A 26,527-nucleotide genomic window follows, 5' to 3' on the forward strand; every position below is an offset into this window, starting at 1 on the left:
TTATTTTCGGCGGGCGACGACCAGCCAGTCCCAAGGCAGCGGGCTTTCCATCCATGCGGGCGGATCATCGAATTCTGTGGTCCACGGATAAGTGAGCTTTTCAACCGAGAGCACGTCCATCTCGTGGTTGCGCAACAGCACCATGAGTTCTTCGCGCAAATGATGTTTCGTGGGCATGCCGGCGATGGGGCGGATGCCTTGATGCAGATCGCGCACGGAGCCGCGGGCGGGCACGCTGTCGCGAATCGCCGCGTCGCAATCCATGCCTTCGCGCAGACACCAATCGATGCGGCGGAACTGGGTGTAGAGCATCGATTCCGTCGAGGGTGTGACCAGCAGGAGGTGTCCGCCGTGTTTTACCTGTGCGGTCACGGCGCGGAGAGCGGCCATGCGGGCGTCGAGGCCGGACATGATGAGCACGTTTACGCAGAGAACAAAATCAACGGGGTCGAACGGGTGCGCGACCCGTCCGAGATCGGTCTGCAGGAAATCGACGTTTTTAAATTTGCGACACGCGCTGCGGGCCTGCGCGAGAAGCTTGGGCGAAAGATCGCATGCATGCACGCGACCGAACGACTGCGCGAGCAACGGCGTGAATTTACCCACACCGCAGCCGAGATCCGCGGCGGTGTGCTCGGGGCTGCCAAAATGCGTGATGTGGCCGGTGATCAGGCCGGCGGTGTCGTTCTCGCACACACTGAAAATCTCTCCGTCGTAATCGGCCGCCATGGCATCCCAATAGGCGCGATCCATGGTTTTTCCGGGGCTGGTTTTCGCTGCATCCATGGGTGCATTAAAATCCACCAGGCCGAAGGTGCAAGGGGCTAATCTTGCTTCAAAAACGTAATATTATTTTGAATACATGTGTGTTATTCAGCGGGCGCCAGGCGGACGATCACAGCCGGGTTCTCGGGGCCGGGCACTTCGAGTGAAACGTAGAGGCATCCGTCGGGGCCGGTGATCATGTCGCGCACACGGCCGCGGTTTTTAAGAATGATTTCCTGGCGCACGACACGATCACCCTCGACGACGAGACGGCGGAGTTCCTGTTGGGCGAGCGCACCGAGGAAGAGATTGTTTTTCCATTTCGGGAAGGCGTCGCCCGTGTAGAAACGGAGCGGACTCACGGCGATCGACGGTGTCCAGTGGAGCACGGGTTGATCCATGCCGGCTTTGGCGGTGATCGGCGAAACGGGAGTGCCGTTGTAGTTCATGCCGTGGGTGATCACGGGCCAGCCGTAGTTGTGGCCGGGGCGGATGTAGTTGAGTTCATCGCCTCCGCGCGGGCCGTGTTCGGTTTCCCAGAGTTCTCCGGTGACGGGATGGACCGCGAGACCCTGCGGGTTGCGATGGCCGTAACTCCAGATGGACGGAAGGGCGCCGGGAGTTTTGACGAAGGGGTTGTCGGGCGGGATGCGGCCGTCGCGGAAGAGCCGGTGAACTTTTCCGTTGGGGAGTGAGAGATCCTGCGCCTGGCCCACTTCGCCGCGTTCGCCGAACGAGAGAAAAAGATAATCGCCGGAGAAGACGACGCGTCCGCCGAAATTGATGCCGTTGCTGGTGTAGGTGGAGCGAGGCGCCTCAAAGAGGGTTTCTTCATCGCTCCAGCGGTCGTCGCGCAAGCGTCCGCGGATGAGCTTGGTATTGCCGGTGTCATTTTCGCCGGGGTCGCTGAGAGTGAGATACAGCCAGCCGGTTTTGTCATAATCAGGCGGCACGGCGAACGCCATGAGGCCGCCTTCGTCGCGCACCCAGACCTTGGGTGGATTGGCGACGGAGGAGGTCGTCCATACGCCATTTTTTTGTGTGGCGATGAAGATGGCTCCGGTGCGTTCGGTGATCAGCAGTCGACCGTCGGGCAGGAAGGCGAGGGACCAGGGAACATCGAGACCATCGATTATTTTTTCGATGCGGTAGGAATGGAGTTCACTGGTTTGCACACCGGAGGGAAGCGGCGCGGCGCGGTGAACGGCGGGATCGACGTCGCGGGTTCCGGTTTCGCGGATCAACACGACCAGTGCACGGATTTCGGCGTCACTCAGCGCGACGGAAAACGACGGCATGCCGGAGCGTAGGATGCCTTTGCGGATCACGCGTGCGATGTCCTCGTCGTTTTTCGCGTGTTGCCAGGTCGCGTCGAGCAGGCTCTGGGCTTTGCCTCCTCGCAGGTCGGCGCCGTGGCAATTCGCGCAAAATTGGGCGTAGAGCGTCGCGGCGTCACGCGCGGGAGCGGGCAAGTCTGCGGCGTGCAGCGTGCCCGCGAAGCACGCGATGAAAATAAAAAGAGAGGAGTGAAAACGCATGTCGCAAAAAATCGCGGAGCCCGGACTCGGACCGGTGTATGCAGGCGGCGTTCCGCGTCGCTAAAAAAATTGCGAAGACTCTGTATTCGCAAAGAGGAGACGGGGTTTATCGGGCTTGGTAAAGAAAACGAAAATCCGCCGAGAGCCCCGGGAGAAAATCTTGCCAGAGAGATCGGGAGGGACACGGTGGAGTTCTATGCAAAAGCAACGCAACAAGACTTTCTCCGGAGGCAATCGTGCCGCATGATGCACCCCTGATCGCCACACTGGCGGTCGGGTTCGTGCTGGCGTTTATATTCGGGTTTGCGGCGCAGCGTCTGCGTCTGCCGCCGCTGGTGGGTTACTTGCTGGCTGGCGTGGCGATCGGTCCGTTTACCCCGGGCTTTGTGGCGGATGCGGAGCTGGCCGCGCAACTCGCCGAGGTAGGCGTGATGTTGCTCATGTTTGGTGTGGGCCTGCATTTCTCGGTGGCGGATTTGATGGCGGTGCGGCGGATCGCGATACCGGGCGCGGTGTTGCAGATCGTGCTGGCCACGGTGATTGGCGCGGCGCTGGCGATGTTCTGGGGCTGGAGTCTGGGCGCGGGGCTGGTGCTCGGTTTGAGTCTGTCGGTCGCGAGCACGGTGGTATTGCTCAAAGCGCTCGAGGAACGGAATGCGATCGCCACGCCGAACGGTCGCATCGCGGTGGGCTGGCTCATCGTCGAAGACCTTGCGATGGTGCTGGTCTTGGTGTTGTTGCCGGCGTTTGCAGAGGTGCTGGGCGGCACCGCGACGGTCGGGGGACACGCGAGTGAAGCGGCGGAACACGGACTGTTGCTCACGCTGGGAATCACTCTGGCCAAAGTGGGCTGCTTCGTGGGCCTGGTGATGATTTTCGGGCCGCGACTCGTGCCGTGGATTTTGCGGCAGGTGGCGCGCACGGGGTCGCGTGAGTTGTTTACGTTATCGGTGCTGGCGGTGGCGTTGGGCGTGGCGTTTGGATCGGCGAAACTGTTCGGCGTGTCGTTCGCATTGGGCGCATTTTTTGCGGGCGTGGTGTTGAGCGAATCGGAGCTGAGCCATCGCGCGGCGGAGAAATCGCTTCCTTTGCAGGATGCGTTTGCGGTGCTGTTTTTTGTGTCGGTGGGCATGCTGTTTGATCCGTCGATCTTGCTGCGTGAACCGCTAATGGTGCTGGCGGTGCTGGCCGTTATCCTGATTGGAAAATCGATTATCTCCCTCGTGATTGTGATGGTGCTGGGCTATCCGCTGAGCACGGCGCTCTCGGTCTCGTCGGCGCTGGCGCAGGTGGGCGAGTTCTCGTTTATTCTCGCGGGAATTGGTGTCGCGCACGGCTTGCTGCCCGCGGAAGGCTTGAGCCTGATTCTGGCGGGCGCGTTGCTGTCGATCACGGTCAACCCGCTGGTGTTTGTGGCGACGGATTTTATCACGACCAAGATCAAGGCGAACGAAGGATGGCGCCGGCGTTTCGAGGAGAAGCGGTCCGGTCCACTGGATCGATTGCAGGGCGAACTCGACGCGGTGCGGGCGCGGATGGCGGTCAAGGCGGCTGCGCACAAGACGTTCAGTCCGGAGGAATTGGTGCAGAAGTTTCCTTTGTTCGAGGGATTGTCGGAGGAGCAGCGCGAGGCGCTCGTGTTACATTTTCATCCGAAGTCCGCGCAACCCGGCGAGCGTGTGATCCGTGCCGGTGATGTGGCCGATGAGGCTTACTTTATCTCGTCGGGCGAAGTGGAGGTTTCCGTCTCGGGACGACGCATCAAACTGCGCGCGGGCGCGGTTTTTGGTGAGATGGCGCTGTTGAGCGGACAACCGCGTTCGGCGGATGTGACGGCGATCGACTACAGTGAATTCCTGACGCTCAGCCGCGGGGACTTCCGGCAATTTGTGAGGAAATATCCAAGCATTCGTTCGCAGGTGGCGGCCTTGGCGGCGCAGCGTGGCCAGATGAACGAGCAGTGGTTTGAAGCCAGTGCGAACGATGAGCCGGCCGATTGACGCCCGTGACGGAGAGTCGATGAGCGCGAAGCCGGTTTAATTAAACCGGCTCGAAGTAATCGAGGTCCTTGCCGTGGGTTTCCTCCAAGCCGTGGAGCGCCCACAACGCGAGGGCGATGCAGACGCCGCCGACGATCATCGCGCCGGGCAGGAGGCCGAAGTGATCCTTGCAGTATTTGAAACTGAGCGTGATCGGCACGACGGCGCCGCGCACGAAATTGGGAACCGTGGTCGCCACCGTGGAGCGCAGGTTGGTGCCGAATTGCTCGGCGCCGATCGTCACGAACACTGCCCAATAACCGATGCCCACGCCGAGTCCGAAGATGACCGTGTAGAACCAGCGTGACCCCGCATCCGCGGAGAGGAAATACGCGGCGGTCCAGGCGACCGTGAGCAGAATGAAGCCGAGCACGACTTTGCGCCGCGAACCCATCCATTGGGTGAGCAGGCCGCTCGCGAGATCGCCGACCGTGAGGCCGATGTAGAGAATCGAAACGGCAAACGTCGCTTTCACCTCGCCCGAGATGTTCAGCGCCTTGGCGAACTCGGGGGAAAACGTGACGAGCACACCGACCACAAACCAGCTCGGCAGGCCGATCAGGATACAGCGCGCGTATTTGGAAAACCGTGACCACTTCGTGAAAAGCGAAAGGAAGTCGCCGCGTTTTACGTGCGGCGCGGCGGATTTCATCTGCTTGAACATGCCGGACTCGGCCACGCTCACACGCAGGAACAACAGCGCCAGGCCGAGTCCGCCGCCGATGAAGTAGGACGTGCGCCAGTGCACGAGTTCGGCGACGAGCCCGCCCACGACCGCACCCATGACGCCGATGGTGGCGACGACTGCGGTGCCGTAGGCGCGGCGCTCCTTGGACAAGACCTCGGAGACAAGCGTGATGCTGCCGCCGAGCTCGCCCGCGAGACCGAAGCCGGCGATGAAGCGCAGCACGAGATAGGCTTCGAAGGAAGTGACGAAGCCGTTGGCGATGTTGGCCAGCGAGTAGAGTAGAATGGAGCCGAACAACACCGTGAGCCGGCCGACGCGATCGCCGATTACGCCGAAGAAAATGCCGCCGAGCAGCATACCGATCATCTGCCAGTTCAGCAGGCTCACGCCGCTGTTCACCAAGTCGGCCGCGGGCACCCCGAGATCCAGCAGGCTCGGTTTACGCAGGATGGCGACGAGCGTGAGATCGTAGATATCGACGAAGTAGCCGAGCGCGCCAACGATGACGGCGGGCTGAAGAATTTCACTGAGCGTGGAGCGCGACGACGGTGACGGGGGCATGGACGGGGCGGGGTGTTTTAAAAAATCAGGCCGGCGATTGATGCCACTGCCAGTAGCGACGGATGCCTTCTTCGAGCGATATGCGCGGCGCGTAGTCCAGCTCGATGCGGGCGCGGCGGGTGTCGGCCCACGTGCGGTCAACGTCGCCGGGCTGCGGCGGCAGGCGGTTGATCACCGCCGTCTTGCCGACCACGCGTTCCACCGCGGTGACCAGTTCCGCGAGCGTCACGGGGTGTTTGCCGCCGATATTGTAAACGCGAAATCCAGGTTGTAGGCGGTCAAGCGCGGCCAGCACGCCGGTGGTGATGTCGTCGACGTAGGTGTAATCGCGGCTGCTGCTGCCGTCGCCATAAAGATCGATGGGCAGGCCGGCGGCGACGTGGCGCACGAATTTGGAGATCGCGAGATCGGGGCGCTGGCGCGGACCGTAAACCGTGAAGAAACGCAGCGCGGTGATGGAGAGCGCGTAGAGTTGTGCGTGGATGCGGCAGAGCTGTTCACCGGCGAGCTTGGTGACGGCGTAAGGCGAGATGATGGATTCGAGCGGATCACTCTCGGCAAACGGAACCTTGGGGTTGTTGCCGTAAACGGAGCTCGATGAGGAAAACACGATGCGGTGAATACCGGCGGCGACGGCTTCATCGAGGAGGTTCAGCGTGCCGGTGAGATTGACGTCGATGTAGAGCTGCGGGTTTTCGATCGACGGACGCACACCCGCGCGGGCCGCCAGATGAATGATCGCATCGGGCTGGAATGCTCGTAGCGCGGCGCGCACGGTGGAGCGGTCACGCAGGTCGGCCTCGAAGATGCGCGCGCCGGTGGCGGCTGCGTGGCGGCGTTTGATCGCGGGATCGTAGAAGTCGTTAAAATCGTCGAGCAACGCGGTCTCGTCCCCCCGCGCGCGCAATGCGTCAAGGGTGTGCGAACCGATGAAGCCGGCTCCGCCGGTGACGAGGACTTTCATGAGGAAAAACGAGCAGGGCGCGCCGCGGGGAATGCGTCAAACCTTCGAACGCAAGCGATTGAAAAGAGTGAGATAGGCGCCGGCCTGCCGCTCGGGATCGAAGGCCGTGCGGGCAAACTCGCGGGCGGCGCGGCCCGCTTGTTCACGCAGCACGACATCGGTCATCAAGGGATGCAGTGCATTCAAAAACGCCGTGCGCTCGCCGTGCGGGATCACCCAGCCGGAAACGCTGGGGCGCATGCATTCCGTGACGCCCGCGGCTGCATAGGCGACGGCGGGCAAACCGTGGGCTTGTGCCTCGATGAGGAAGTTGGACAACGACTCCGCTTGCGAGGCCAGCACGGCGATGTCGGCCGCGGCGTAGAGCGGCGTGGGGTTGGACTGGAAACCGAGAAATTTAACGCGGTCGCTTACGTTGAGTTGTGCGGCCAGCGCTTCGCAATCAGCGCGGGCGGGGCCGTCTCCTGCGATCCAGAGCTGCCAATCTGCGTCACGACCGAGCGCGGCGGCGATCTCGACGAGAGCGCGTTGATTTTTCTCGGGACGCAGCATGCCGACGCACAGCAGCACGCGGGTGTCGGGACCGGCTCCGTGTTGTGCACGTAGGGCGTCGTCGCGAGCGATCTCTGTCGCAGGCGGGAAAACCAAGGCGTTGTGAATTACCGAAACGCGGTCGGCCGGCAAACCGTAGGTGTGCGTGAGGATGCCGGCGGATTCGGCGCTGTTGGCCACGACGTGGGCGACGCGATGCAAGGAACTCCTGAAAAGCCACGGCAAGGGTTTTCCCGTGCGCATGGTGCCGACGACCGTCGTGGCGGGCAGGGCGCGGGCAAGCCGGCCGGCGTGGCAATTGGCCATGCGACCCATGCACAGGATCACATCGGGCGAAGCGCTGCGGGCGGCTCGCAGCAGGCCGGGCGCGAACCAGTTGAGCGTTGTATCAAAAAACTGGAGACAACGGTGGGGAATTGGCGCGAGCGTGGGGGCGAGAGTTCCGCCGGGGCGAAAGGTGACGACCTCCACGGCGTGTCCGGCGGTGTTGAAGGCGCGGGCGAGCAGGATCGTCTGGCGTTCGGTGCCGCCGCTGCGCAGGTGGTCTTGTAGCAGCCAGATCTTCATGTGGAGGCGGAGTCGTCCGGCACTTCATCACCGGGGGAAAACAGGAGTTCGGCGGCGCGGGTCCAGGTGTTGCGCCGGGCCCAGAGACGGCCGGCTTCGCCCATGCGGCGGCGGAGGGGTGCGTCTTCGATGAGCGTGCGAAACGCCTCGGTCAGTGCGGCTGGTTGATGAGGGGTAACGAGCAGCCCGGTTTCACCCTCGGCGACGGCTTCGGAGACACCGCCTACGTGATGCGCGATCACCGGAAGGCCGTGGGCGGAGGCTTCAAGGTAGACGAGCCCGAAGCCCTCCACGCTGTGTCCGTGATCTATGCTCGTGAGGGCAAAAATATCGGCCTGCGCATAAACCTCCTCCAGCGTCTCGTCTGAAAGATTGCCGAGAAAACGCACGGTGAGGCCGGGCCGTGCGGCGGCCGCGTGCAAGGTTTGTTCGTAGTGCGGTTTGGTGGAGCTGCCGACGATCCAGTATTCGATCCGCTCAAGCAGCTCCGGGGAAAGCGACTGCAACGCCTCAAGGGAGACGAGCTGGCCCTTGCGTGGATGCAGTCGTCCCACGGTCAGGATGATGACCTTGCCGGCGGCTGGGGCCAGCGGTGAAACCGAGGACGGAGTGTTGGCAAAATCCGCGCGCAAGGCCCCGGGAGTGCGGAAGGTTTTGGTGATGGCCTCGGGAAACCGTTCGCAGAGTAATTGCTGCGTGTAACGGGTCAGCGTGCTGACGCGAAACGCGCGACGCAAAAGCCGGCGGGTAAGGAAGCGCGTCGCGGGATCGGAGTGAAAGCGCAGGATTTCCGAGCCGTGGAAGGTCAGCACGAGCCGGCGGGCGCGCACGGCGCCGAAAGGCAGCAGCAGCATCCAGGCGAGCATGGGGCCAGGTTCGGCGAGATAGACCGTGGCGTGGCGCAGGCGCCGGCGTTCACGGAAAAGTTCACGAATGAGCCGGAGCCGGCAGGAAAGATCATGGGAGCCGTCCAGAGGCAGTCGTTTCACCGCAAACGGCCAGGGCTTCTCGGTGGATCCGGGGCTGAGTCGATGGGTCCAGACCTCCACGGGGTGCCCGATTTCGACCGCGGCGCGGGCGATTTCCTCGGTGAAGGTGGCGATGCCTCCGCGCTTTGGGTAAAACTCGTGGGTCAGGATGATCACGGGTCTTGGCGTGGCGTTGAAACTCATGGGCGACGCGAAGATGGCCCGAAAACTGCCTTGGGATGCAAGCCTAGGGCTCGGGCGGACGATTTTTCGCCTGTCCCCGCCTTTGGGCGACCCGCAAAAAAGCTTTTACTCTCGCAAGCCCCTTTCGCACGTTCTGCAACAGACCACATGCCTGATACCGCACCTTTGACCGTCACAGCTGCCCCCTCGTCCGCTCCTTTGTTTTCCGCCGAGGATGAAGCAGCTCTTCGCGAGAGCCTGCGCCGGTGCTCCTCCGAGACGATTGAGGCTGCCCTGATTTATCGAAAAACGGGAGATACCAAACAGCTTCCGACGATCATCATCGGGATTTTTGACCGTTTTGTGGAGCCCGAGCTGCGTCCGCGTCTTGCCGCCGACAGCGATGATCTCCGCGTCATCGAAGATCTGGGGCTTGATTCCCTCACGATGATGGAAGTCGTGATGCTGGTCGAAGACGTCACGCAGACCAAGATCGCCAACGAGGAGCTTCGCGGCCTCGCCACGATCGGCGACATCAAGACCTTCGTCGATTGCCGCGCCCGTGGAGTGCAGCCGCCGGCCGCCGCCCAGACTCTTTCGCATGAGGCCGTGCTGGCGATCATGCCAATCCAGCCACCTTTCTTGTTTATCGACGAGGCGCGAGTGAGCGCCACGCAGGCGACGGCGACCTACCGGATCACGGGACAGGAGTTTTTCCTGACCGGCCATTTTAAGGATAACCCCGTGATGCCCGCCTCGATCATGTTGGAGGCATTGGGGCAACTCGGTGTATTGCACCTGCTCGCCGGTCTGCCGGCTGAAGAGGGCAAAGTGGTCGGCACGGGCACCATCTTTTTCGCTTCGACCGACGGCGTGCGCTGCCATCGCGTGTGCAAGCCCGGCGACGTTCTCACGCTCACCCTCAAGCCGAAACGCATCAAGGCGCCACTGGCGACCTTTACGGGCAACATCCGCGTGGGCCAGGAAAAGGCAGTCACGGCCGAGGAAATCACCCTGACGTTTGGGTTCGTAGATGCGCCTGCGCCGGTCACGCCCGCAGTCGCTTCCTGAGTTGGGTTGATTTTTGGGCTTTATCGCCCGCTTTGTTTCCCGACCATGGCAGCTTAATTTTACACAGCGCCATGCCCCGAGTTTTTATCACCGGTTTGGGTTTCATCACGAGCATCGGCAACGACTCCGCGACGGTTGAAACCAGTCTGCGCGAGATGCGTCACGGCATGGTGGTGTATCCACCGTTTCAGGCGGATAACATTCCGATCAAGGTCGCCGCGCCGGTGAAGCAGTTTCAAACCGAGGCGGAGGATCCCGAGGATTGGGTCATCCCCGCGCCTTATTCGGTGAAGCGCGAACAGCTCCGCAGTCTCAGCCCCAATGCGCTCTACGCGACCTGCGCATTTCAGCAGGCCATTGCGGATGCGAAGCTGACTCCCGCTGACGTCTCTAACGACGACACCGGCCTTTACGCCGCCTCCGCCGGTTCGCCCCGCATACTGGCCGCTCACATCAATCGCATCCGCGATGTCGGTGTCGCCAAGTGTCCGCCGCTTTCGATCGTGGCGAGCATCGCCGGCACGGTTCAGTTCAACCTCGTCGCGCATTTCAAAATCAAAGGTGCATCGACGGGCTTTTCGTCGGCCTGCGCCTCATCGACCCACGCGCTCGGCTTTGCTTTTGATGAGCTCGCACTCGGCCGGCAGAAGCGGATGTTTGTGGTAGGCGCCGAAGACGGAAACACCGAGACGATCCTGCCCTTTGCCTCGATGCGCGCGCTCTCGCCTAACCCCGATCCGGAGACTGCGTCGCGTCCGTTTGATACCGGCCGCGATGGTTTTGTCGGCACCGGCGGGGCGACGGTGATCGTCTTGGAAACCGAGGACGAAGTTTTGCGCCGCGGAGTCACGCCTTACGCGGAAGTGTTGGGTTGGGGCCAGGCGTCCGACGGGCACAACGTCGCGATTTCCCATCCCGACGGACTGGGCCTCGCCAACGCCATGCGCCGCGCGCTCGCCGCTGCGAAAGTCACGCCCGCCGAGATCGACTACATCAATGCCCACGCCACTTCGACGCCCATTGGCGATGCGTCCGAGTGCAAGGCGTTGCGCACCGTTTTTGGCGAACAGGCGGCGCGCGTTGCCGTGAGCAGCACCAAGGCGCTCACGGGCCACGGCCTCTCTCTGGCCGGCGCGATGGAGACGGGCTTTTGCGCCCTCGCTCTGCGCGGCGGCTTCATGCCGGGCTCCGCACACATCAAGCAGCTCGATCCGGTCTGCGCTGGATTAAACATCCTGCGCGCGACCGAAAACACCGCGCCACGCATTGTGCTGAATAACAGCAGCGGTTTTGGCGGCGCCAACGTATGCGTCGTGCTGAAAGCCGTGACCTGACCCTCGCATGACTGCACATTCGCGGGTAATCGGCTCAAAAATAAACATAACTCATTCCGCTGAAATTAAATCGGACGATTTGTCACTTAATAAGTTACAAAGTGGTTTGAGTCCGAAGGATCCGGTGATCGCGTATATCTTCACCACGTTTCCGAAATCGACGGAGACGTTTCTTCAACGCGAAGTCACCGGCCTGCAGGCGCTCGGGGTCAACCTGCGGCTCTATTCCATGTGGGGCGGTGGTGGCGAATTCAACGGCCTGAAGGTCACGCGATTTCCGAAGTGGCGGTTGCTGTCGCTGGTCGTATGGCTGCCGTGGCTGGTCGTGTGCCGCACGGGTGTATTCGTTCAATTGATACGCGGCGTCTGCACGCGGCGTCCGCCTTCGGGGCTCAACTTTTTTGAAAACCTGCTCGGGCTGGGCTTCGGGCTGGTGTTCGCGGCGCATTTCCGCCGCGAACGCCCGGCTCACATCCACGCAGTGTGGGGCGGGGGCCCGGCGACGGCGGCTTGGTTGTTATGGCGGCTCGACGGGCATCCTTACAGCGGTGCGGGCCATGCCTACGATTTGTATCAGCGCGGTGGCGACTGGTGGCTGCGGGAGAAGCTCGAGCCCTCGATGTTTATTCATACGTCCACCGACATGGGACGTCGCACATTGCTTGAACGCGGTCTCGCCGACGAAAAAATCCATGTCATCCGGCGCGGACTCAACACGCTGCCCGCGCTCAAGCCGCTTCGCGAAGAACGAAAACGCACGCCGCTGCGGTTGCTGTGCGTGGCGCGCCTCGTTCCTAAAAAAGGATTCGACCACCAGTTCCGTGTGTATGCGGCATTGAAGGCGGCGGGCGTGCCATTTGAAGCGCGCATTGCCGGCGAAGGTCCCTTGCTGGCGTCGTTGCAAACGCACGCTCGTGAACTCGGCATCGTGAGTGACGTCACGTTTCTCGGCCATCTCTCGCAGGCGGATGTGGCGGCGCAGCGGTCTTGGGCTGATGTGTTGCTGCACACGGGCGTGATCGCCGCCGATGGCGATCGGGATGGTTTGCCGAATGTGATTCCCGAGGCGATGAGTGCGGGCGTGCTGGTGGTGACATCGCCGGCCGCGGCCACCACTGAGGCCATCACCGACGGCGTGACGGGTCGCGTGGTGGATGTCACCGACAGCGAGGGCTGGGTGAAGGCCCTGGTGGCCTTGCGCGATGACGACGCGGGGAGTGAGCGGATGCAGATGGCGGCACGGGCGTGGGTGGAGGCGAATTTCGATGCGCAGAAAAACGCAGGGCGGATCGCGGCGTTGTATAAGGAGGCGACGAAATCCCCATGAGCAGTCCGGAGGTCAGTATTCTTATGGCGGTTTACAACCGGCTCGATCTGACGAAGCGCTGTCTTGAGACGCTGGAGAGATCGATGGAAGGAATCGTTTACGAAGTGCTGATTGTTGATGACGTGAGCACCGACGGGACGCGTGATTTCCTGAAAACCCTGGGCGCCCCCTATCGGGTTTTTCTGAATGAAAAGAAGGGGAATTTTGCGATCAACAACAACCTCGCGGCGCGCGAGGCGCGGGCGGAACGGCTTTTGTTTTTGAACAACGATACGGAGCTCGCGCCCGGCTGGTATGAGCCTATGCGCGAAGGACTCGCCCGGTTTCCCGATGCGGGGTTCATGGGCAATCTCCAGACCAATCCGTCGACGGGGCGCTACGATCACATGGGCGTGGTGTTCGCGCCGTGGCTCACCCCGGCGCATTACGGCCAGCATTACGCGCGAGTTCCGGCGTGGTTGAAAAACGGATACACCTCATGGAGCGCGGTGACGGCGGCCTGCTGTCTGACGTATCGCGACACGTTTTGGGCGGCGGGAGGCTTTGACGAAGCCTATGTCAACGGCTGCGAGGACATCGACTTGTGCCTGCGCATGCACCAGCAGGGGCGGCGCCATTACGTGGCCAACGAGAGCGAGCTCATTCATCACAAAGGCGCCTCGCCGGGGCGGAAGACATTCAACGATGTGAATCTCGCGCGGCTGAAGGCTACCTGGGCGGATTACATCCGCAGGGAATTCGTGGCGAAGGATGCACGGCTTTTCGCGAAGACGTATCTGCGAAAGACGTTGGTTTACCCGTGGAAATCGAATCTCGGGAAGGCGTGGGCCTGCGTGCTGATTCTGGCCGGCCTGAGCCGGCCGGGGCGCCGCGGTTAACTGCGCTTCTTGGCGTAGGCGAAGGCTTCGCCGATACGGTCGAGTTGTTCGTCGGTGTGACCGGCGGAGATCGCGGTGCGAATGAGGTCTTTGCCAATGGGAACGGCGGGCGCGACGGAGATGACCGTGAACACGCCCTTTTCCATGAGGGACTGCCAGAAGGAATAGGCGCGCATTTTGTCACCGATGACCACGGGCACGGCGGGGGTTTCGCTGCCCCAAGTGTCGAGGCCGAGCGACTGAAGCATGGCGATGTAGCGCTTCTGGTTTTTCCAGAGACGCTCGAGATGTTCGGGTTCGGACTGGAGGACATCGAGCGCGGCCGAAGCGGCGGCGGCCTGCGACGGACTGAGCGAAGCACTGAAGATGGTGTGCTTGCCGTGGGTGCGCATGTATTCGATGAGCGAGCGATCACCGGCGACAAAACCGCCGGTGCTGGCAAGGGCTTTGGACATGCTGCCGCAGATAATGTCGACCTTGTCGGTGAGGCCGAAGTGATCGGCGGTGCCGCGACCCTGACGACCGAGCACACCGAAGCCGTGCGCATCATCGAGCACGTTGAAGCATTCGTATTCGTTGGCGATGGCGAGCAGGCCGGGCAGGTGCGCGATGTGGCCTTCCATGGAGTAAACGCCCTCGACCACCATCATCTTAGGGGTGTTGGCGGGAAGACTGGAGACGACGGTGCGGAGGTCGTCAGGGCTGTTGTGGGAAAAACGCTCAACGGACGCGGTGGAGAGACGAATGCCGTCCCAGAGGCACGAGTGGATGTTTTTATCCGCAAGAATGGCGTCTCCCTTTTGCGCAAAGGCGGCGACGCCGGAGAGGCAGGAAAGATAACCGGCGGCGTGGATATGGCAGGCCTCCTTGCCGAGGAACGCGGCGAGTTTTTCCTCAAGCTCGACATGGTAGGCGCGCGAGCCGTTGGACACACGGGCGCCGGTGGGGCTGGTGCCCCATTTGAGGAGGGCGGCACGGGAGGCCTCGATAACCTTGGGATGAAAGGAGAGCCCGAGGTAATCGTTGCTCGCGAGCATGATCAGGTCGCGCCCATCGAGACGAACGGACGTGCCCTGCTGCGACTGCATGGCATGGTAGTAAGGCGCGTAACGCAGGCGGAGCTTCGTGGCCGAGTCATCCTGGCAACGAGACGCGATGCTGTTGCGGTTTTTGGAAGAGAACAGGGAGAACGCCATGTTGAGAAGAGGATGATTTGCGTGCCGCAGGCCAAGCCTTATCAGGGCAACGGGTCCCGTCTGTAATCGCCCCGGCTGAAATATTTTTCGAGCCAGACGTAGGCGCAGATAAAAAAGTAGCGGCTGCCCATTTCCTTAATCTTGAGCTTGGCGATGCCGTGCTTGCGGTTTTTCCAGGAGATGGGGGTGACGGTCCACGAAAAGCCGCGGACGATTGCCTTGAGCGGAATCTCCACCGTGAGATTGAAGTGGGGCGCCATTAACGGCCGGCACCCATCGATCACGGTGCGGCGGTAAGCTTTGAAGGCATTCGTGGTGTCGTTCAGCGGGATCGCGAAGAGAAACCGGATGAACATGTTGGCGAGGCGATTAACGAGAAGCTTGATGCGCGGGTAGTCTTCCACGCGCCCGCCTTTGACGAAGCGGCTTCCGAAAACGCATTCGTAGCCTTCGTCGTTGAGCAGGCGCCAATAGCGGACGGCGTCGCGAGGGGAATCCGAAGCATCGGCCATCATGATGACAAGGGCATCACCCTGGCTGTGGTTGATGCCGTAAGTAATGGCGCGACCGAAGCCGTGAGGCCCTGGATTCTGGATGGGATTGAGCGTGGGGATTTCGACTTGCTTGAGATCCTGCAGAACTTGCCAGGTGCGATCGGTCGAACCGTCATCGACAACGACGATTTGATGGGCGATGCCGGCGGCGGTGAATGCGGCGTAAATATCGCGCAAGGTTTCCGGCAGGGAGCCTTCTTCGTCCCGTGCGGGAATGATGACCGAATAAAGGGTCAGGGTGCCGGGCGGATGGAGCGTGCGCATCTTGGAAAATTAAAAGGAAGCCGATAACTCAAGCCACTCCGGGTGGGCTTCGGCGTGGACGGCGATCTCCTCCAGCACGACTTGCGCCGGAGTGGCGGGTTGCCAGTTCCAGAGTCGAGCCGCCTTGGCGGAATCAAGCACCATCCATGGAATATCAAAGGGGCGGGGCTTTGGATCGGAAGTTACTTCGCGAGGGCCAAAACGGTCGGAGCACCACGCGCTCAACTGACACAGAGAATGCGCTGATCGTGCTCCTCCGGAGACGTTGATGATGCGGTCGGTGGCGTTGAGCGGCCGGGTGGAGTCAATTTGTTGCCTTAACAAGGGGACGAGATCCCGGGGATGCAGGCAGTCGCGAACTTGGTGCCCCTGTCCATCGAAACCAATGTAGTTGAGTGGAAGGCCGCGCAGGTAACGATTGATCCAATACGCGAAGATTCCCTGGTCGGCGCGTCCGAATTGGCCCGCGCCCGCGAGCACGCCGCAGCGATTGATGAACACGGGAAACTGAAAGGTCTCGCCGTATTCGACGGCGAGAGCCTCGGAAGCGAGCTTGGTGGAACCGTAAAGAGAAACGGGCGCGGTGGTCGCGAAGGTTTCGGATACGCCGTCGGACGTGAGACCGGCGGGAAGCAGCGAGGCGTCGGATGAAGGGCGGAAGGCGTGCGCGTGAGTCTCGATCGCGAGGTTGGCGAGTGGAGGGATGGAGTAAACGCGGCTGGTGCTGAGAAGAATAAAACCGGCGCGATGCCGCTTGCAGTATTCAAGCAGGTTGATCGTCCCGAGGAGATTGTGTTCGACGAGTTGACGGGAGCTGGTGCGTCCATCCACACCGGCGAGCACGCTGGGATTGGCGGCGGCATCGATCACGAAATCAGCCGGCGGGATCACCTCGAGATCGCTCGGGTTGCGCAAATCTCCGTGAAAGAGGTGCACGCCGAGAGCTTTCAGTTCGGCGCGATTGGTTTCGCTGCCGGGGCGGATGAAGTTATCAAGCCCGAGCAGTTCGACCCCGGGATGATCCTTCACGAGCGAGCGTGCGAGTGTGCTGCCCACAAAGCCACAGATGCCGGTGATAAGGAGTTTCATTGATCGAGAGTGGACGTCGGCAAAGGTAGGCGGCTTAGGTTTCAGGCCGTATTCCGCGTGCGCCAGGCCTCTACGATCTGGCGGATGGTTTCTTCCAGCGATTGCGTGATGTCCCACTCCGGGTAGTGGGCGCGCATCTTGCGCAGGTCGGAGTAGTAGCAGATGTGGTCGCCCGCACGGTTTTGGTCGAGGTAAGTGAAAACCTGCTGCTTGCCGGTGAAGCGTTCGGCGATCCTGAAGGCTTCAAGGATCGAGGTGCTGTTGGCCTTGCCGCCACCGAGATTGTAGACTTCGCCGGCGCGGGGGGCGGCGACGAACGAAGCCATGAAGCGGGCGACGTCGAGCGAATGGATGTTGTCGCGCACCTGTTTTCCTTTGTATCCGAAAACCTTATACTCGCGGCCCTCAAGGTTACATTTCACGAGATAGGAGAGGAAGCCGTGGAGCTCGACGCCGGAGTGGTTCGGTCCGGTCAGGCAGCCGCCGCGCAGGGCACATGTGGGAAGGTTAAAATAGCGTCCGTATTCCTGCACCATGACGTCGGCTGCAACCTTGGATGCCCCGAAAAGCGAATGCTTTGACTGGTCGATCGTGAACGTCTCGGCGATGCCCTCGTCGTAGGCCGGGTCGGCGTAATCCCAACGCGTTTCGAGTTCCTGCAACGCGATGCGGTTGGGGGCGTCGCCGTAAACCTTGTTTGTGCTCATGTGGACGAACGGCGATTCGGGGCAGGCCTGACGGGCGGCCTCGAGCAGGTTTAACGTGCCGACCGCGTTCGTGTCGAAGTCGTCGAACGGGATCGCCGCGGCGCGATCGTGGGAAGGTTGCGCGGCGGTGTGAACGATGGCGGACGGACGGATTTTCTTAACGAGATCGAGGACGCCGGCCCGATCACGGATATCGAGCTCGTGGTGGTTAAAGCCGGGAAGCTCGTCTGAAAGGCGGCGTTGATTCCAGCGTGTGTCACCTTGCGGACCGAAAAACACGGCGCGTTGATTGTTGTCCACGCCGTGGATGGTGTAGCCCAGTTCGCGTGCGAAATAGATGCAGACCTCGGAACCGATGAGGCCGGACGAGCCGGTGACAAGGAGGGTTTTAGACATGATGACGGCAGAGCTTATTCATGCGAATGTGCGCAACGATGGTGGGATGTCTGCGGGTGAAAGGTGAAATTATTTTGAGCGAGAGGCGGTGAGCTTTATTAGAACAACCGGTGATGACGAGCAAAGGCCTCGGTCTCGGGGTCTTTCCAAAGGGCGATACCGATGAGCGCCACGCCGAGGAACGCGATTATCCCAGCTTGGTCCTGCAGGAAACCGGCGACCAGGCTGAGTGCGCCCACTTCACGGGGAAGTGTGAAAGCCAGCCAGGAGTTCGGGCTGTTGTCGGTCATGCGCAGGGTAAACGGGCCGGCCGGCCGGTGAAAGAAAACGGATCTCCAGCGGGAAACCGCCGAGGCGGTCAGGGTGATTTTGTGCTCGGTGCCCTTTTGATCGATCAGGGTGAGGGCGAAGTCCTTGTTGTTGGAATAACCGGTCACCGAGATCTTCAACCAAGCGGTGCGGGCTTCGGCGGGGAACTGCAGCTCGACCGAGCCGGTGGCGCCGCCGCTGGCGTCAAAGGAACCCCATGAGGTCTCGGAGTCACGGTTGGTGAAGGTGGGCCCAAAGCCGTCGGGCCTGAAGGCGTTGCCAACGGTGTTGGTTGTCTTGAGCGGGCTGAGCGGGGCGCGGACGTTGGTGGGCAAAATTGCGCGAATGCTCGGGTGGTTAATCGTATCGGCGAGACGTTCGGAGTTGGGGTAGGGGACATGCATGAAGGGCTTGTCGGTGAACTCGGCGATGTCGTTGTTGAGCACGAACGCTTTCACATGCCGCTCCTGAATGAGGCTTTCCTCTGCCTTCTTCGTGATCTGTTTCGGAAGCCTGAAGACCGCCGAGAAAATCAAGCAGCCGCCGATCGTGACAACCCATGCCGCGGCCAGGAAGACGGCGGCTTTGCGAAAACGATCTTTGTTGGCGATGAAAAGATACAACAAGCAGGCAAACCCGACGCAGAGGCTCAGCGAAAAATTGTCCGCGTAGCGTGAGGCGAGGGAGCCGACGGCGCGACCATACGCGATCGCGACCGCCTGGCCGGAGCACCACATGCCGAGCGTGATCAGAAGCCAGGCCGGGTCCTTCGTGCTGATGCGTTTCCACAAAGCCCAGACCAGCAGCGCAACCAAGGGGGCCTGCGCGATAAAAGCGACGACGGGAACCTTTGACGGCCAGCTGGTAACTTTTAGCAGGGCACTGAAGAAGTGGCCGATGTTTTGTGCCTTGAGCACACTGTGGGCGCTCACGTGATGGATCATCAGCAGACCAGCCGCGGTCACGGCGCCCAGCACCAGCAACCCGATTCCCTGCCGGACCCACTCGGACCGGTTTTGAAACAACCGCATCGCGATCAAACCACAGGTCACCGCCGGCGCGAAAACGCCTCCCGCCATGGAGATTGGCCCGAGGCAAAAAACGATCACGCCCACCCACCAACCCCGCGAAAGCGTGGGATTGCGCCAGCAGCAGCCGATGCCGATCAGTCCCCAAAGAACCACGAGGTAGAACTGCGATTGAAAACCCCACAGGGTGTTTTCCCACCCGAACGGCAGCGCGAAAATGGCCGCCACGAAAAAGCCGAACAACAAGCGAGCCGCGTAGCTCGTGAGAAACCGCCCGCACAACGCGATTAACACCATGATGCCGCCAACGTGGATGAAGGCCTGCGTCACCATCTCGACCTTCGGATCCCAGATGCCATTCAAGTCGACCAAACCGATCAAGAGCACACGGGTAAGAAAGATGCGGTGCTCGCAGTGAGCCGCGAACATTTGGGACCAGGACAGCCGGTTTTCTTGCGCGGGTGCGAGCATGCCCTTCGCCTCGCCGTCCCACTGATCCCAGAAAGGGGTGGAATTGCCAAATTGATCGATTAGCGCGAATTTGGCGGCGAGAACCAGCAGGCCAAGTCCGACAAGATAAAGCCAGGTGATGCGCGGGCGGGTGGTTATTGGAGAGTTATCGATCATCAAAGGAAGGACGTTGGCCTAAATGGATTACGGTGATTGGTGCAGTTAAGGGCTATTATCAAGAAACATGCTCATGCGCTGCAATAAGGGTGGAAAAACAAGCAAGGGTGCTCCGCCCGGTGACTCTTGTCCGGCGACGATGATTACACCCACGGGATGGGGATTTCGCCATGGCTCCAAGATCGTGGGTGGCTGCGGGTTTAATTCCTAGCCCCACACAAAGGCTTGCCTGATGATCGCGCCATGAACGTGGCCAAGATCATGCAGCAATGGGAACTGCCTATCACACCGGATGAACGCGCCAGAGACCGCTCCGATGAATTGAGTGTTTTGCTCACGGGATCTCCTCAACTGCGTGCCCGGGTCTCGATCACTTGTTTTGGTAAAACCGACGGCGGTGGCGCTCAATGCCACGCGGTATTATCTGCCCTTTTTTTCAGCCATCAGCATGGAGTGGCCTATCTGCACCAACCGTTTGTTTTGGTCGATCATCGCGAATGCGAGCACTTGCGTTGGACACGACGTTGGGAGCGGTTTTTGGATCTCGGCAAAGGCTTTGAACGGCTTGTGCACGGGGCCAATTTTGTGGCGGTTTCGGATTTCGTGGACGCACCCGATGCGCACCCGGGGCCGGTGGTTTTACACGCGCAGGCATTCCACTTTTTCGCGAATCAACAGCCCGATGCTTACGAGGAAATCGTTGCGCCGCTGCGCCACCGCTTTGAGCGGCGGATGCGTTGGGCTTCATTGCGACGGTGGTTGGCCGTCGTCGGTCGATCCAAGCAATTCAGGGTCGCGGTGCATATCCGTCGGGGCGATGTCAGCTCGGACAACAGCTGGTCGGATCGCTACACGTCCAACGAGGTGATTTTAAGGAAACTCGATGCGGTCGCGGCGGAGCTTTCCAAGAAAGCGATTCCGTTTGTGGTGGATATTTATTCGGAAGGCGTGCTCGAAGATTTCACGGTGTTGAGTGAGCGGGGTTATCACGTCCATCTGGGACGGAGTGTGTTCAAGGATTTTGAAGCGATGGTGACGGCGGATCTTTTGATAACGGCTAAAAGTTCGCTGAGCTGTCTCGCCGGGCTTTTATCCCGGGGGATCGTCATTTACGAAGACGCCTATCATAAACCGCAGAGTCACTGGATCGTGGCGGATGGAAGCGGACGATTTGACGTCGGCTTACTCCAAGCCCGACTCGCTGCAATTAACTGCCCACTTACTTGATCGGCCGTCGGGTAAGGTTGTTTTCATCCCACCACGGAATCCAGAGGCGACGCCAGTTGACGGCGGGTTTGGCGCGAAGAGCGGCTTCGTAAACGCCCACGAGGGTGCGTGTATTCGTTGCCAGATCAAAGTGCTGCAGGGCGAAGGCGCGGCCGGCGTTCCCCAAGCGCGCGGCGTGATCGGGGTTGGAGAAAATTTCACGACAACGGGCGGCGATTTCAGCGGCTGAACCCGTGCGCAAAAAAACGGCTTCACGCCCGTCCTGCATGTCTGCCGCGATGTTGGTGTCGGGCAGGATAACCGGCCGGCCGCTGGCGAGAAACTCGGGTAGTTTCGAAGGCAGCCGGTAGTCGTTGAAAGCACCGGGCACGCCGGGTTGGACGAGCACGCTCGCCAAGGCGAAAAGCGCGGGGAGTCGCGCGCGATCTACGAAGCCGAGTTCGATCACATGACGGCGTTCTTCGGGCGAGAGGCGTTCATTGAACCAGGGAGGATTGGGGCCGGTGCGGATGAGGCGGGTGGGTATGCCCTCGTGATTTAGCAGGGCGACGGCGGCGTAAAGCGTGAGGATTTCTTCCACATTCGCGTGGTTCGCACTGCCGGGGTAAACGATGACCTGTTCATGAGGGAGCAGGCCGAGCTGCGCGCGCAGGGCGGCATCGGGTGGTAGCGGATCGCGGACCCACGCATCGAGTCCCGGGGGAAGAATAGTCGCAGGGATGCCAGACGGCACGAACTCGATGAGTCGCGGCGTGATGCAGGTCACGGCATCAGCGGCCTGGAGCAGGCGTTGGTGGCGCCGCGGGTGGGAGAGCACCTCGATGGACAGGCCTCCGAGGGTTTCATCCGGCATGGAGACAAGTTCGTCGAACGTGAGCCCGGTAAAAGTTGAAAGAATGTGACGCTCGTTATCCTCCAGATGAATGATCACGCGGGCGGGACGGAAAACTGTGCGTTGATAGGCGAGCAGGCAGCGGCGGACGGGTTCGCGTGGTGTCCAGGCGTGAATGATATCGGCGGTGCGCCCGTTGGGAAAACATGCGGGGCGTGCGACCACTTCATCGTAGGTCAGCGTGCCCTCGGCCGGGCCGGGTTCGCGGGAGGGCAGTGCGATGATACAGGCGTGACCGAGCCGGTTGAGCTCGGTCACAAACGCGGCGATATGATTGAGACTGTTTGATAAGCGGTCCCCGTAGTTGATGAAGAGAATGTTCACGGGAATTACGGGAGTCGGCGCACGTTGGCTGGTCGTAATCAGACGTGCTCATGCACTGCGATCAGGTCGGCAAAAGCCCTCACGGGCAGGCCGTTTTGGCGTGCAAAAGAACACACGGAATAGTGTTCGGTGTAGGATTGGTTTGTCCAATCGCGGAGCTGCGTATCGCTCGAGGACGAACCGCGGGTTTCGATCCAACGCCGGGAGCCCGGGTCTTCCTCGTGGCGCGCACCACGGCGATAGAGATCGGCCGGAACGAGGTAGCACGAGCCCACGGATTCCAAGTCGTAAACAGGCCCTCGTTGTTTGAAATAAGGAGGCTGCGACGTGGCCCAGTGGCCTTGTTCGACGAAGCCGGCCACATCATAAAATAAGGGGCCGCCCACGGAAGACGTGGCTTTGTCCATGAAGATCATGGGGGCAGCGATGCCACCTTCGGATCGCCGGATGAGGTTGGCGATCAGGTCGGGTAGGTAATCAACCAGATCGATGTCGGGCCAGAACACCCAGCGTTCGTCGCGCAGATGCGTCTCGATCATGCCTTGGCGAATGGCGGCCAGCGCGGCAATGCGCCAGGCGTGGTCCTGTCGATCCGGCGCGCGTCCGCGATCATCAAAAACGATTCGCGAGGCTGTCCCAGCGGGGAGAACAGCCAGCGCACGTTCCGCCAGCGTGCGGGCTTGGGCGATGATGGCGGGATCGGTGCCGGGTTTGACGGGGATAAGCACGAGCACGGAATCGTCGCTGCCGGCCGGGCGGGCCCATGCTTTGGTTTGGCGTGGGTTGGCCAGCCAGCCGCGCAGGCCGGACGGACGGGGCGGCCATTGCTTGATAGTCAAAGACCGGTTCCGTAGGACGACGATTTTGCTGGAAACCGTTTCGGCTTCGATCGTCAGGCGGCCAGGCGGGAGGTCGTCGGGTAGTCGGACGAGAAAGCCGACGTCGGTGCGCGGCAGGGAAGTAGCCGCAAACTTGGCGGCGAGATCAGGCCGGTCCACACGCTCGCAGATGAAGATGCGTGAATCCACCCGGGCACGCACCTGCACCGCACCGCGCAGTTCCTCGTCGACAAACCAGCCGGCGACAATCGCGGGTGCGTAAACGGTTTTTCGTGGGTTACGCACCGGCGCATCGATATGGAATTGAGTATTCATTCGCGCGATACAGAATGTCCAAGGGCGGAAAAGTGAGCGGCATCGTAGTTGCCGTGCGGTAACAAGGCGACGGCTGGGTGGGTCCGGGTATTTTGACCTTCACCCAAAAACGGAAAATACGTAAGGCCCTGTTTCCAGAGGACGTAGTTGGCACTGAGTTGATCGCGGCGGCTTCCGCGGGACAACTCGGTCCACCACGCGTCGAAAAAGGCGTGGACTTCGGGTCCCTGAGGCCGGACGGCAAAGAGGTTGGATTCGATCAGGCCGTGATTCGCCGGGTAGCCTTCACGCTGGTAAGCGAGCATTTGAGGGACGATATTTTCGGGCCGGTCTTTACCAGTCTGCGCACACACGACGGCCTCCTTGTAAAGGCAGTTGTTAATCGGATGTGGCAGGAAGGCCAGAGACAGGCCGGAGCCGACAAAGCGGCTAAGTTGTTTGTGAAGATCCTCGCGCAGCACAAGGTTGGCATCGAACCACACCACGAGGTCGTAGTCCTTCAGGTGGTGATGGGGATGAAGTTTGACGTGGCGCGCGGCCCGGGTCGGATCGTTTTCTTCCACGTCCATGAGCCGCACTTTGAAGACGCCGTAGCCGTCGGTTGGTCGATCCGTGAAGAGAATATAATCGATATCCGGCGAAAGGAATTCGGGCAACCGGAGTGTGTCGTAGCCGCCCGTGATACAGGTGAAGAATGCGATTTTATTAGAGCGACCTTTAGCCTTTCGATAAGCGACTACACGCTCCGACAAGATCTTAGTGTCGAGGTAAGGATAAAGTTGGCCGGCAGTGTAATCAGAGGGCCAGTCGCGGACAGCCTTACGGATTGCGTTGGCTTCCGCGAACGCGACGGGTTCGCAACGACTCGTCAGCAGAATCAGGGGGCAAACTTGCTCAAGAAGCAGCTCTGGGTGCAGGGCGAAGTAGGCTTCAAAGTTAATGGTGGGATGTGGCCGACGACCTTCTTTCCAGCCATGGGTCAAATAATGGCGCAAGGGGTCGATTGGTTCGGCGGCGACATCGGGATTCTTCGACAGATACCACCGGACATCAAAAAAAGGATGTGGGTTAACGCCTTTGAATCGACCGATTGTGAGATAGTGATTCAACGGTGCGCGACGGGCGGAGAATCGTTCGAGTAACGGGAGCTGTTTGAGATAATACGCGGAATGAAAAGCCTCCTTTAAAAGAAGTTCATCAGGGTTGATCAGGGTTTCGGTCGCAGAAAAATTCTTTCGCGAGCGCTCGGAATTACGCGTGAGAAATCGCCGGAAAATTTTCGGCGCGCTCATGGTAGAATCGGTTTAACGCGAGGGTGGATACTTTCGATCTCTACGGAGGAGATGCGTGGCGGCCAAGCGGGCGAGAAGTCCTCGAAGATGAGCGTAAGGTTGGGGTTATAGGCCGGATCACGGTCCAGCAGCGCACCCCACGTCTGGCGCATGTAGGCGAATTCGCGTTCGTAAATCGCCTTCTTCTCGGGCGTATCGTCGGCTCCGCGTGAAGCGGATTCGTAATGATAAAATTCAGCGAAGGGCGTCCAGACGTTGAGATAGCCGGCGGCGCCGAGGCGCAGGCAGAAGTCCACGTCGTTGTAGGCTACCGCAAGGTTCTTTTCGTCGAAGCCGCCGGCTTGGAGGAAGACTTCCCGGCGCACGAGCAAACAGGCCGCGGTTACGGCACTGTAGTTCTGGAGCACGCGCATGCGGTTGGCGGCGCCCTTGTGTCCGCGGGGGAAATATTTGAAGGCGTGGCCGGCGACTCCGCCGTTTTGGCGGGGGCCGGCGAGTCCCAGCACGACGCCGGCGTGTTGCACGCGATCATCGGGAAAATACAGCATCGCTCCGACCGCGCCGACTTCGGGCCTGATGGCCTGGGAGACCATTTCGTCGAGCCAGTCGGGCGTGATTAATTCCAGGTCGTTGTTGAGGAACCCCAGCACGTCTCCGGTGGCGTGGGCGACAGCGCGGTTGTTGAGCGCCGAATAGTTGAACGGGCCTTCGTCGCGGAGGATTTTCACGCCGCGCCCGGCGAGATCTTTAAAATAATCCAGCGTGGCGGGATCATCCGAAGCATTGTCGATGATCAGGATTTCAAAATTAGGATACCGGGTTGCGGCGAGAATTGATTCTACGCAGGTCCTTAAAAGCCCGACGCGGTTCCGCGTGGGGATGATGAGGGAAACCTTCGGGGGTGATGCAGGCAACCGGCGACGCACGCGCCAGTGGCCTCCGCGCACCGGTAGGATTTCGCCATCGATGTGGTTGCGCCCAAGGTAATCGGCGAGGGCGCGATGCGCAGCCGTGCCCGCGTAGGATTTTTCGCTCTGCTTGAGTGCGGTGGAGCCGGGGATCGCGCGCCAGTGATAGAGCACGTGTGGCACGTGGACGATGTCACCGGCGGCAACACGTTCGCTGGCCCGGAGCGCCAGATCCCAGTCTTGCGCTCCTTCGTAGCCTATGCGGAAGCCGCCTAGTTCCCGAAGCAAATCGGTCCGGTATACGGCCAGGTGACAGAGGTAGTTTTGCGCGAGCAGCAGGTCTGGATTCCAGTCCGGCTTGAAGTTGGCTGAAAAGCGCCGGCCGTGGCGGTCTATTTTATCTTCGTCACTATAAAGAATGCGTGCGGTGGGATGGCTGCTGATCGCAGCGGCTATCGCGGCGAGGGCGCGGGGAGAGAGTTCGTCATCGTGATCGAGAAGCGCGGTGAATTTTCCGGTGACGAGTTCGAGCGCCGAATTGGATGCCGCGGAAATATGTCCGTTGGACAAGCGGCGGACGATTTTGATGCGCGGATCTTGAGCCGCATAATCGGCCAGCAGCTTGGCAACGTGCGGCTGGGTGGAGGCGTCGTCGGCGATGCAAAGTTCCCAATACGGATAGGTCTGCGCGCGCACACTGTCGATGGCACGCGTGAGCCAGCGGGCGGGTGTATTATACACCGGCATCAGCACTGAAATGAGCGGGCCATCAGGTGAAATCGGACCGGGTAAATTTACCACCGGTTCGGCCTGCAACCATAACTTGTAATCACGTGACGCGCATTCGCGGCCATAAACTACAACGAGTTGTTGGTCGGTTTTCACCCAAGTGCCTTCGGCAAACTCTGCCTCGATGACCAGATGTTTTAGACCCGGTTTGGTTCTGAAAACAAAATGGAACGCGCCCGCTTCATTTTTGAGCAGGCAATGGATGAGCCGTGACCCAAGCCGTATGCGCACATTGCGAGGACGGTTGCCCTGATCATTCGAAAACTGACTGGTTACGACGACGGGGCTTCGCGTAAACTGCAGCTTGCTCAGGAGCTTTTTCGGGAAATCTTTCAT

General features: G+C 60.7%; 21 protein-coding genes. 6 read left to right on the plus strand and 15 right to left on the minus strand.

Translation table 11 applies throughout. From position 1 onward, the window contains the following. Together FPL22_RS10985 and FPL22_RS10990 are read right to left on the minus strand one after the other, a co-directional pair. Positions 1-786 (minus strand): class I SAM-dependent DNA methyltransferase, encoded by a 786-nt coding sequence (locus FPL22_RS10985; protein ID WP_238991394.1) that lies wholly within the window; start codon positions 784-786, stop codon positions 1-3. An 83-nt stretch (positions 787-869) separates the two neighbouring features. Continuing rightward, complete coding sequence (locus FPL22_RS10990) at positions 870-2,303, minus strand: PQQ-dependent sugar dehydrogenase (RefSeq protein ID WP_144230402.1); 1,434 nt, start codon at positions 2,301-2,303, stop codon at positions 870-872. A gap of 236 nt (positions 2,304-2,539) precedes the next feature. Here FPL22_RS10990 and FPL22_RS10995 point away from each other — a divergent pair, with 236 nt between their 5' ends. Next, positions 2,540-4,303 (plus strand): cation:proton antiporter domain-containing protein, encoded by a 1,764-nt coding sequence (locus tag FPL22_RS10995; RefSeq protein WP_144230403.1) that lies wholly within the window; start codon positions 2,540-2,542, stop codon positions 4,301-4,303. A gap of 40 nt (positions 4,304-4,343) precedes the next feature. On the opposite strand, the gene FPL22_RS11000 is transcribed toward FPL22_RS10995, so the two are convergent. Genes FPL22_RS11000 through FPL22_RS11015 form a run of 4 tightly spaced genes read right to left on the minus strand, consistent with a single transcriptional unit; the run spans position 4,344 to position 8,846 of the window. Next, positions 4,344-5,591 (minus strand): MFS transporter, encoded by a 1,248-nt coding sequence (locus tag FPL22_RS11000; protein ID WP_144230404.1) that lies wholly within the window; start codon positions 5,589-5,591, stop codon positions 4,344-4,346. Between the two features lie 25 nt (positions 5,592-5,616). Beyond that, positions 5,617-6,555, minus strand: coding sequence for an NAD-dependent epimerase/dehydratase family protein (locus FPL22_RS11005; RefSeq protein WP_144230405.1), 939 nt, complete (start codon positions 6,553-6,555; stop codon positions 5,617-5,619). A gap of 36 nt (positions 6,556-6,591) precedes the next feature. Then, positions 6,592-7,674 (minus strand): glycosyltransferase, encoded by a 1,083-nt coding sequence (locus tag FPL22_RS11010; protein WP_144230406.1) that lies wholly within the window; start codon positions 7,672-7,674, stop codon positions 6,592-6,594. Further along, entirely contained in the window at positions 7,671-8,846 is a 1,176-nt protein-coding gene (locus FPL22_RS11015) for a glycosyltransferase family 4 protein (RefSeq protein WP_144230407.1), read from the minus strand. The genes FPL22_RS11010 and FPL22_RS11015 overlap by 4 nt, the downstream gene beginning before the upstream one ends. A gap of 147 nt (positions 8,847-8,993) precedes the next feature. Here FPL22_RS11015 and FPL22_RS18000 point away from each other — a divergent pair, with 147 nt between their 5' ends. The 4 genes from FPL22_RS18000 (at position 8,994) to FPL22_RS11035 (ending at position 13,435) form a co-directional block, all read left to right on the plus strand. Beyond that, entirely contained in the window at positions 8,994-9,896 is a 903-nt protein-coding gene (locus FPL22_RS18000) for an ApeI family dehydratase (RefSeq protein WP_144230408.1), read from the plus strand. Between the two features lie 71 nt (positions 9,897-9,967). Further along, positions 9,968-11,230 (plus strand): beta-ketoacyl-[acyl-carrier-protein] synthase family protein, encoded by a 1,263-nt coding sequence (locus FPL22_RS11025; RefSeq protein WP_144230409.1) that lies wholly within the window; start codon positions 9,968-9,970, stop codon positions 11,228-11,230. Between the two features lie 106 nt (positions 11,231-11,336). Continuing rightward, positions 11,337-12,557 carry a glycosyltransferase family 4 protein gene (locus FPL22_RS11030; RefSeq protein WP_238991395.1) on the plus strand — a complete coding sequence of 407 codons (1,221 nt, stop codon included), beginning with the start codon at positions 11,337-11,339 and terminating at the stop codon, positions 12,555-12,557. Continuing rightward, positions 12,554-13,435 carry a glycosyltransferase family 2 protein gene (locus tag FPL22_RS11035; protein ID WP_144230411.1) on the plus strand — a complete coding sequence of 294 codons (882 nt, stop codon included), beginning with the start codon at positions 12,554-12,556 and terminating at the stop codon, positions 13,433-13,435. Before FPL22_RS11030 ends, FPL22_RS11035 begins: the two co-directional genes overlap by 4 nt. On the opposite strand, the gene FPL22_RS11040 is transcribed toward FPL22_RS11035, so the two are convergent. The 5 genes from FPL22_RS11040 to FPL22_RS11060 all read right to left on the minus strand — a co-directional run bounded on the left by FPL22_RS11040 (position 13,432) and on the right by FPL22_RS11060 (position 19,605). Further along, complete coding sequence (locus FPL22_RS11040; RefSeq protein WP_144230412.1) at positions 13,432-14,631, minus strand: aminotransferase class I/II-fold pyridoxal phosphate-dependent enzyme; 1,200 nt, start codon at positions 14,629-14,631, stop codon at positions 13,432-13,434. The two genes, FPL22_RS11035 and FPL22_RS11040, sit on opposite strands and share 4 nt — an antisense overlap. A 41-nt stretch (positions 14,632-14,672) precedes the next feature. Beyond that, on the minus strand, positions 14,673-15,449 hold the full coding sequence (locus tag FPL22_RS11045) for a glycosyltransferase family 2 protein (protein ID WP_144230413.1): 777 nt from the start codon (positions 15,447-15,449) through the stop codon (positions 14,673-14,675). A gap of 9 nt (positions 15,450-15,458) precedes the next feature. Then, positions 15,459-16,538 (minus strand): NAD-dependent epimerase/dehydratase family protein, encoded by a 1,080-nt coding sequence (locus FPL22_RS11050; protein WP_144230414.1) that lies wholly within the window; start codon positions 16,536-16,538, stop codon positions 15,459-15,461. A gap of 41 nt (positions 16,539-16,579) precedes the next feature. After that, entirely contained in the window at positions 16,580-17,641 is a 1,062-nt protein-coding gene (locus FPL22_RS11055; protein ID WP_144230415.1) for an NAD-dependent epimerase/dehydratase family protein, read from the minus strand. A 98-nt stretch (positions 17,642-17,739) separates the two neighbouring features. Then, entirely contained in the window at positions 17,740-19,605 is a 1,866-nt protein-coding gene (locus tag FPL22_RS11060) for a hypothetical protein (RefSeq protein WP_144230416.1), read from the minus strand. Positions 19,606-19,848: 243 nt separating this feature from the next. Between FPL22_RS11060 and FPL22_RS11065 the strand changes: the two genes are divergently transcribed. Beyond that, positions 19,849-20,832, plus strand: a complete 984-nt coding sequence (locus tag FPL22_RS11065) for a hypothetical protein (protein ID WP_144230417.1) — start codon at positions 19,849-19,851, stop codon at positions 20,830-20,832. Here the strand turns inward: FPL22_RS11065 and FPL22_RS11070 are convergent. From FPL22_RS11070 to FPL22_RS11085, 4 genes are read right to left on the minus strand one after another with little or no spacing between them, the layout of a single operon-like run. Next, positions 20,825-22,048: a glycosyltransferase family 4 protein gene (locus FPL22_RS11070; RefSeq protein WP_144230418.1), complete on the minus strand. Its 1,224-nt coding sequence runs from the start codon at positions 22,046-22,048 to the stop codon at positions 20,825-20,827. The two genes, FPL22_RS11065 and FPL22_RS11070, sit on opposite strands and share 8 nt — an antisense overlap. A gap of 38 nt (positions 22,049-22,086) precedes the next feature. After that, positions 22,087-23,202 carry a hypothetical protein gene (locus tag FPL22_RS11075; protein WP_144230419.1) on the minus strand — a complete coding sequence of 372 codons (1,116 nt, stop codon included), beginning with the start codon at positions 23,200-23,202 and terminating at the stop codon, positions 22,087-22,089. Continuing rightward, positions 23,199-24,494 carry a glycosyltransferase domain-containing protein gene (locus tag FPL22_RS11080; protein WP_144230420.1) on the minus strand — a complete coding sequence of 432 codons (1,296 nt, stop codon included), beginning with the start codon at positions 24,492-24,494 and terminating at the stop codon, positions 23,199-23,201. The genes FPL22_RS11075 and FPL22_RS11080 overlap by 4 nt, the downstream gene beginning before the upstream one ends. After that, on the minus strand, positions 24,491-26,527 hold the full coding sequence (locus FPL22_RS11085; protein WP_203235147.1) for a glycosyltransferase family 2 protein: 2,037 nt from the start codon (positions 26,525-26,527) through the stop codon (positions 24,491-24,493). The genes FPL22_RS11080 and FPL22_RS11085 overlap by 4 nt, the downstream gene beginning before the upstream one ends.

The sequence above is a fragment of the Rariglobus hedericola genome (genome assembly GCF_007559335.1).
Taxonomy (GTDB): domain Bacteria; phylum Verrucomicrobiota; class Verrucomicrobiia; order Opitutales; family Opitutaceae; genus Rariglobus; species Rariglobus hedericola.

Bases quoted from the DNA above. Each gene is read 5' to 3' on its own strand.
- FPL22_RS11065 (WP_144230417.1), top strand. From the start codon at position 19,849: ATGAACGTGGCCAAGATCATGCAGCAATGGGAACTGCCTATCACACCG.
- FPL22_RS11085 (WP_203235147.1), bottom strand. From the start codon at position 26,527: ATGAAAGATTTCCCGAAAAAGCTCCTGAGCAAGCTGCAGTTTACGCGA.
- FPL22_RS11050 (WP_144230414.1), bottom strand. From the start codon at position 16,538: ATGAAACTCCTTATCACCGGCATCTGTGGCTTTGTGGGCAGCACACTC.
- FPL22_RS11060 (WP_144230416.1), bottom strand. From the start codon at position 19,605: ATGATCGATAACTCTCCAATAACCACCCGCCCGCGCATCACCTGGCTT.
- FPL22_RS11015 (WP_144230407.1), bottom strand. From the start codon at position 8,846: ATGAGTTTCAACGCCACGCCAAGACCCGTGATCATCCTGACCCACGAG.
- FPL22_RS11010 (WP_144230406.1), bottom strand. From the start codon at position 7,674: ATGAAGATCTGGCTGCTACAAGACCACCTGCGCAGCGGCGGCACCGAA.
- FPL22_RS11045 (WP_144230413.1), bottom strand. From the start codon at position 15,449: ATGCGCACGCTCCATCCGCCCGGCACCCTGACCCTTTATTCGGTCATC.
- FPL22_RS10985 (WP_238991394.1), bottom strand. From the start codon at position 786: ATGGATGCAGCGAAAACCAGCCCCGGAAAAACCATGGATCGCGCCTAT.
- FPL22_RS11080 (WP_144230420.1), bottom strand. From the start codon at position 24,494: ATGAGCGCGCCGAAAATTTTCCGGCGATTTCTCACGCGTAATTCCGAG.
- FPL22_RS11075 (WP_144230419.1), bottom strand. From the start codon at position 23,202: ATGAATACTCAATTCCATATCGATGCGCCGGTGCGTAACCCACGAAAA.
- FPL22_RS11035 (WP_144230411.1), top strand. From the start codon at position 12,554: ATGAGCAGTCCGGAGGTCAGTATTCTTATGGCGGTTTACAACCGGCTC.
- FPL22_RS11005 (WP_144230405.1), bottom strand. From the start codon at position 6,555: ATGAAAGTCCTCGTCACCGGCGGAGCCGGCTTCATCGGTTCGCACACC.
- FPL22_RS11025 (WP_144230409.1), top strand. From the start codon at position 9,968: ATGCCCCGAGTTTTTATCACCGGTTTGGGTTTCATCACGAGCATCGGC.
- FPL22_RS18000 (WP_144230408.1), top strand. From the start codon at position 8,994: ATGCCTGATACCGCACCTTTGACCGTCACAGCTGCCCCCTCGTCCGCT.
- FPL22_RS11055 (WP_144230415.1), bottom strand. From the start codon at position 17,641: ATGTCTAAAACCCTCCTTGTCACCGGCTCGTCCGGCCTCATCGGTTCC.
- FPL22_RS11000 (WP_144230404.1), bottom strand. From the start codon at position 5,591: ATGCCCCCGTCACCGTCGTCGCGCTCCACGCTCAGTGAAATTCTTCAG.
- FPL22_RS10990 (WP_144230402.1), bottom strand. From the start codon at position 2,303: ATGCGTTTTCACTCCTCTCTTTTTATTTTCATCGCGTGCTTCGCGGGC.
- FPL22_RS11040 (WP_144230412.1), bottom strand. From the start codon at position 14,631: ATGGCGTTCTCCCTGTTCTCTTCCAAAAACCGCAACAGCATCGCGTCT.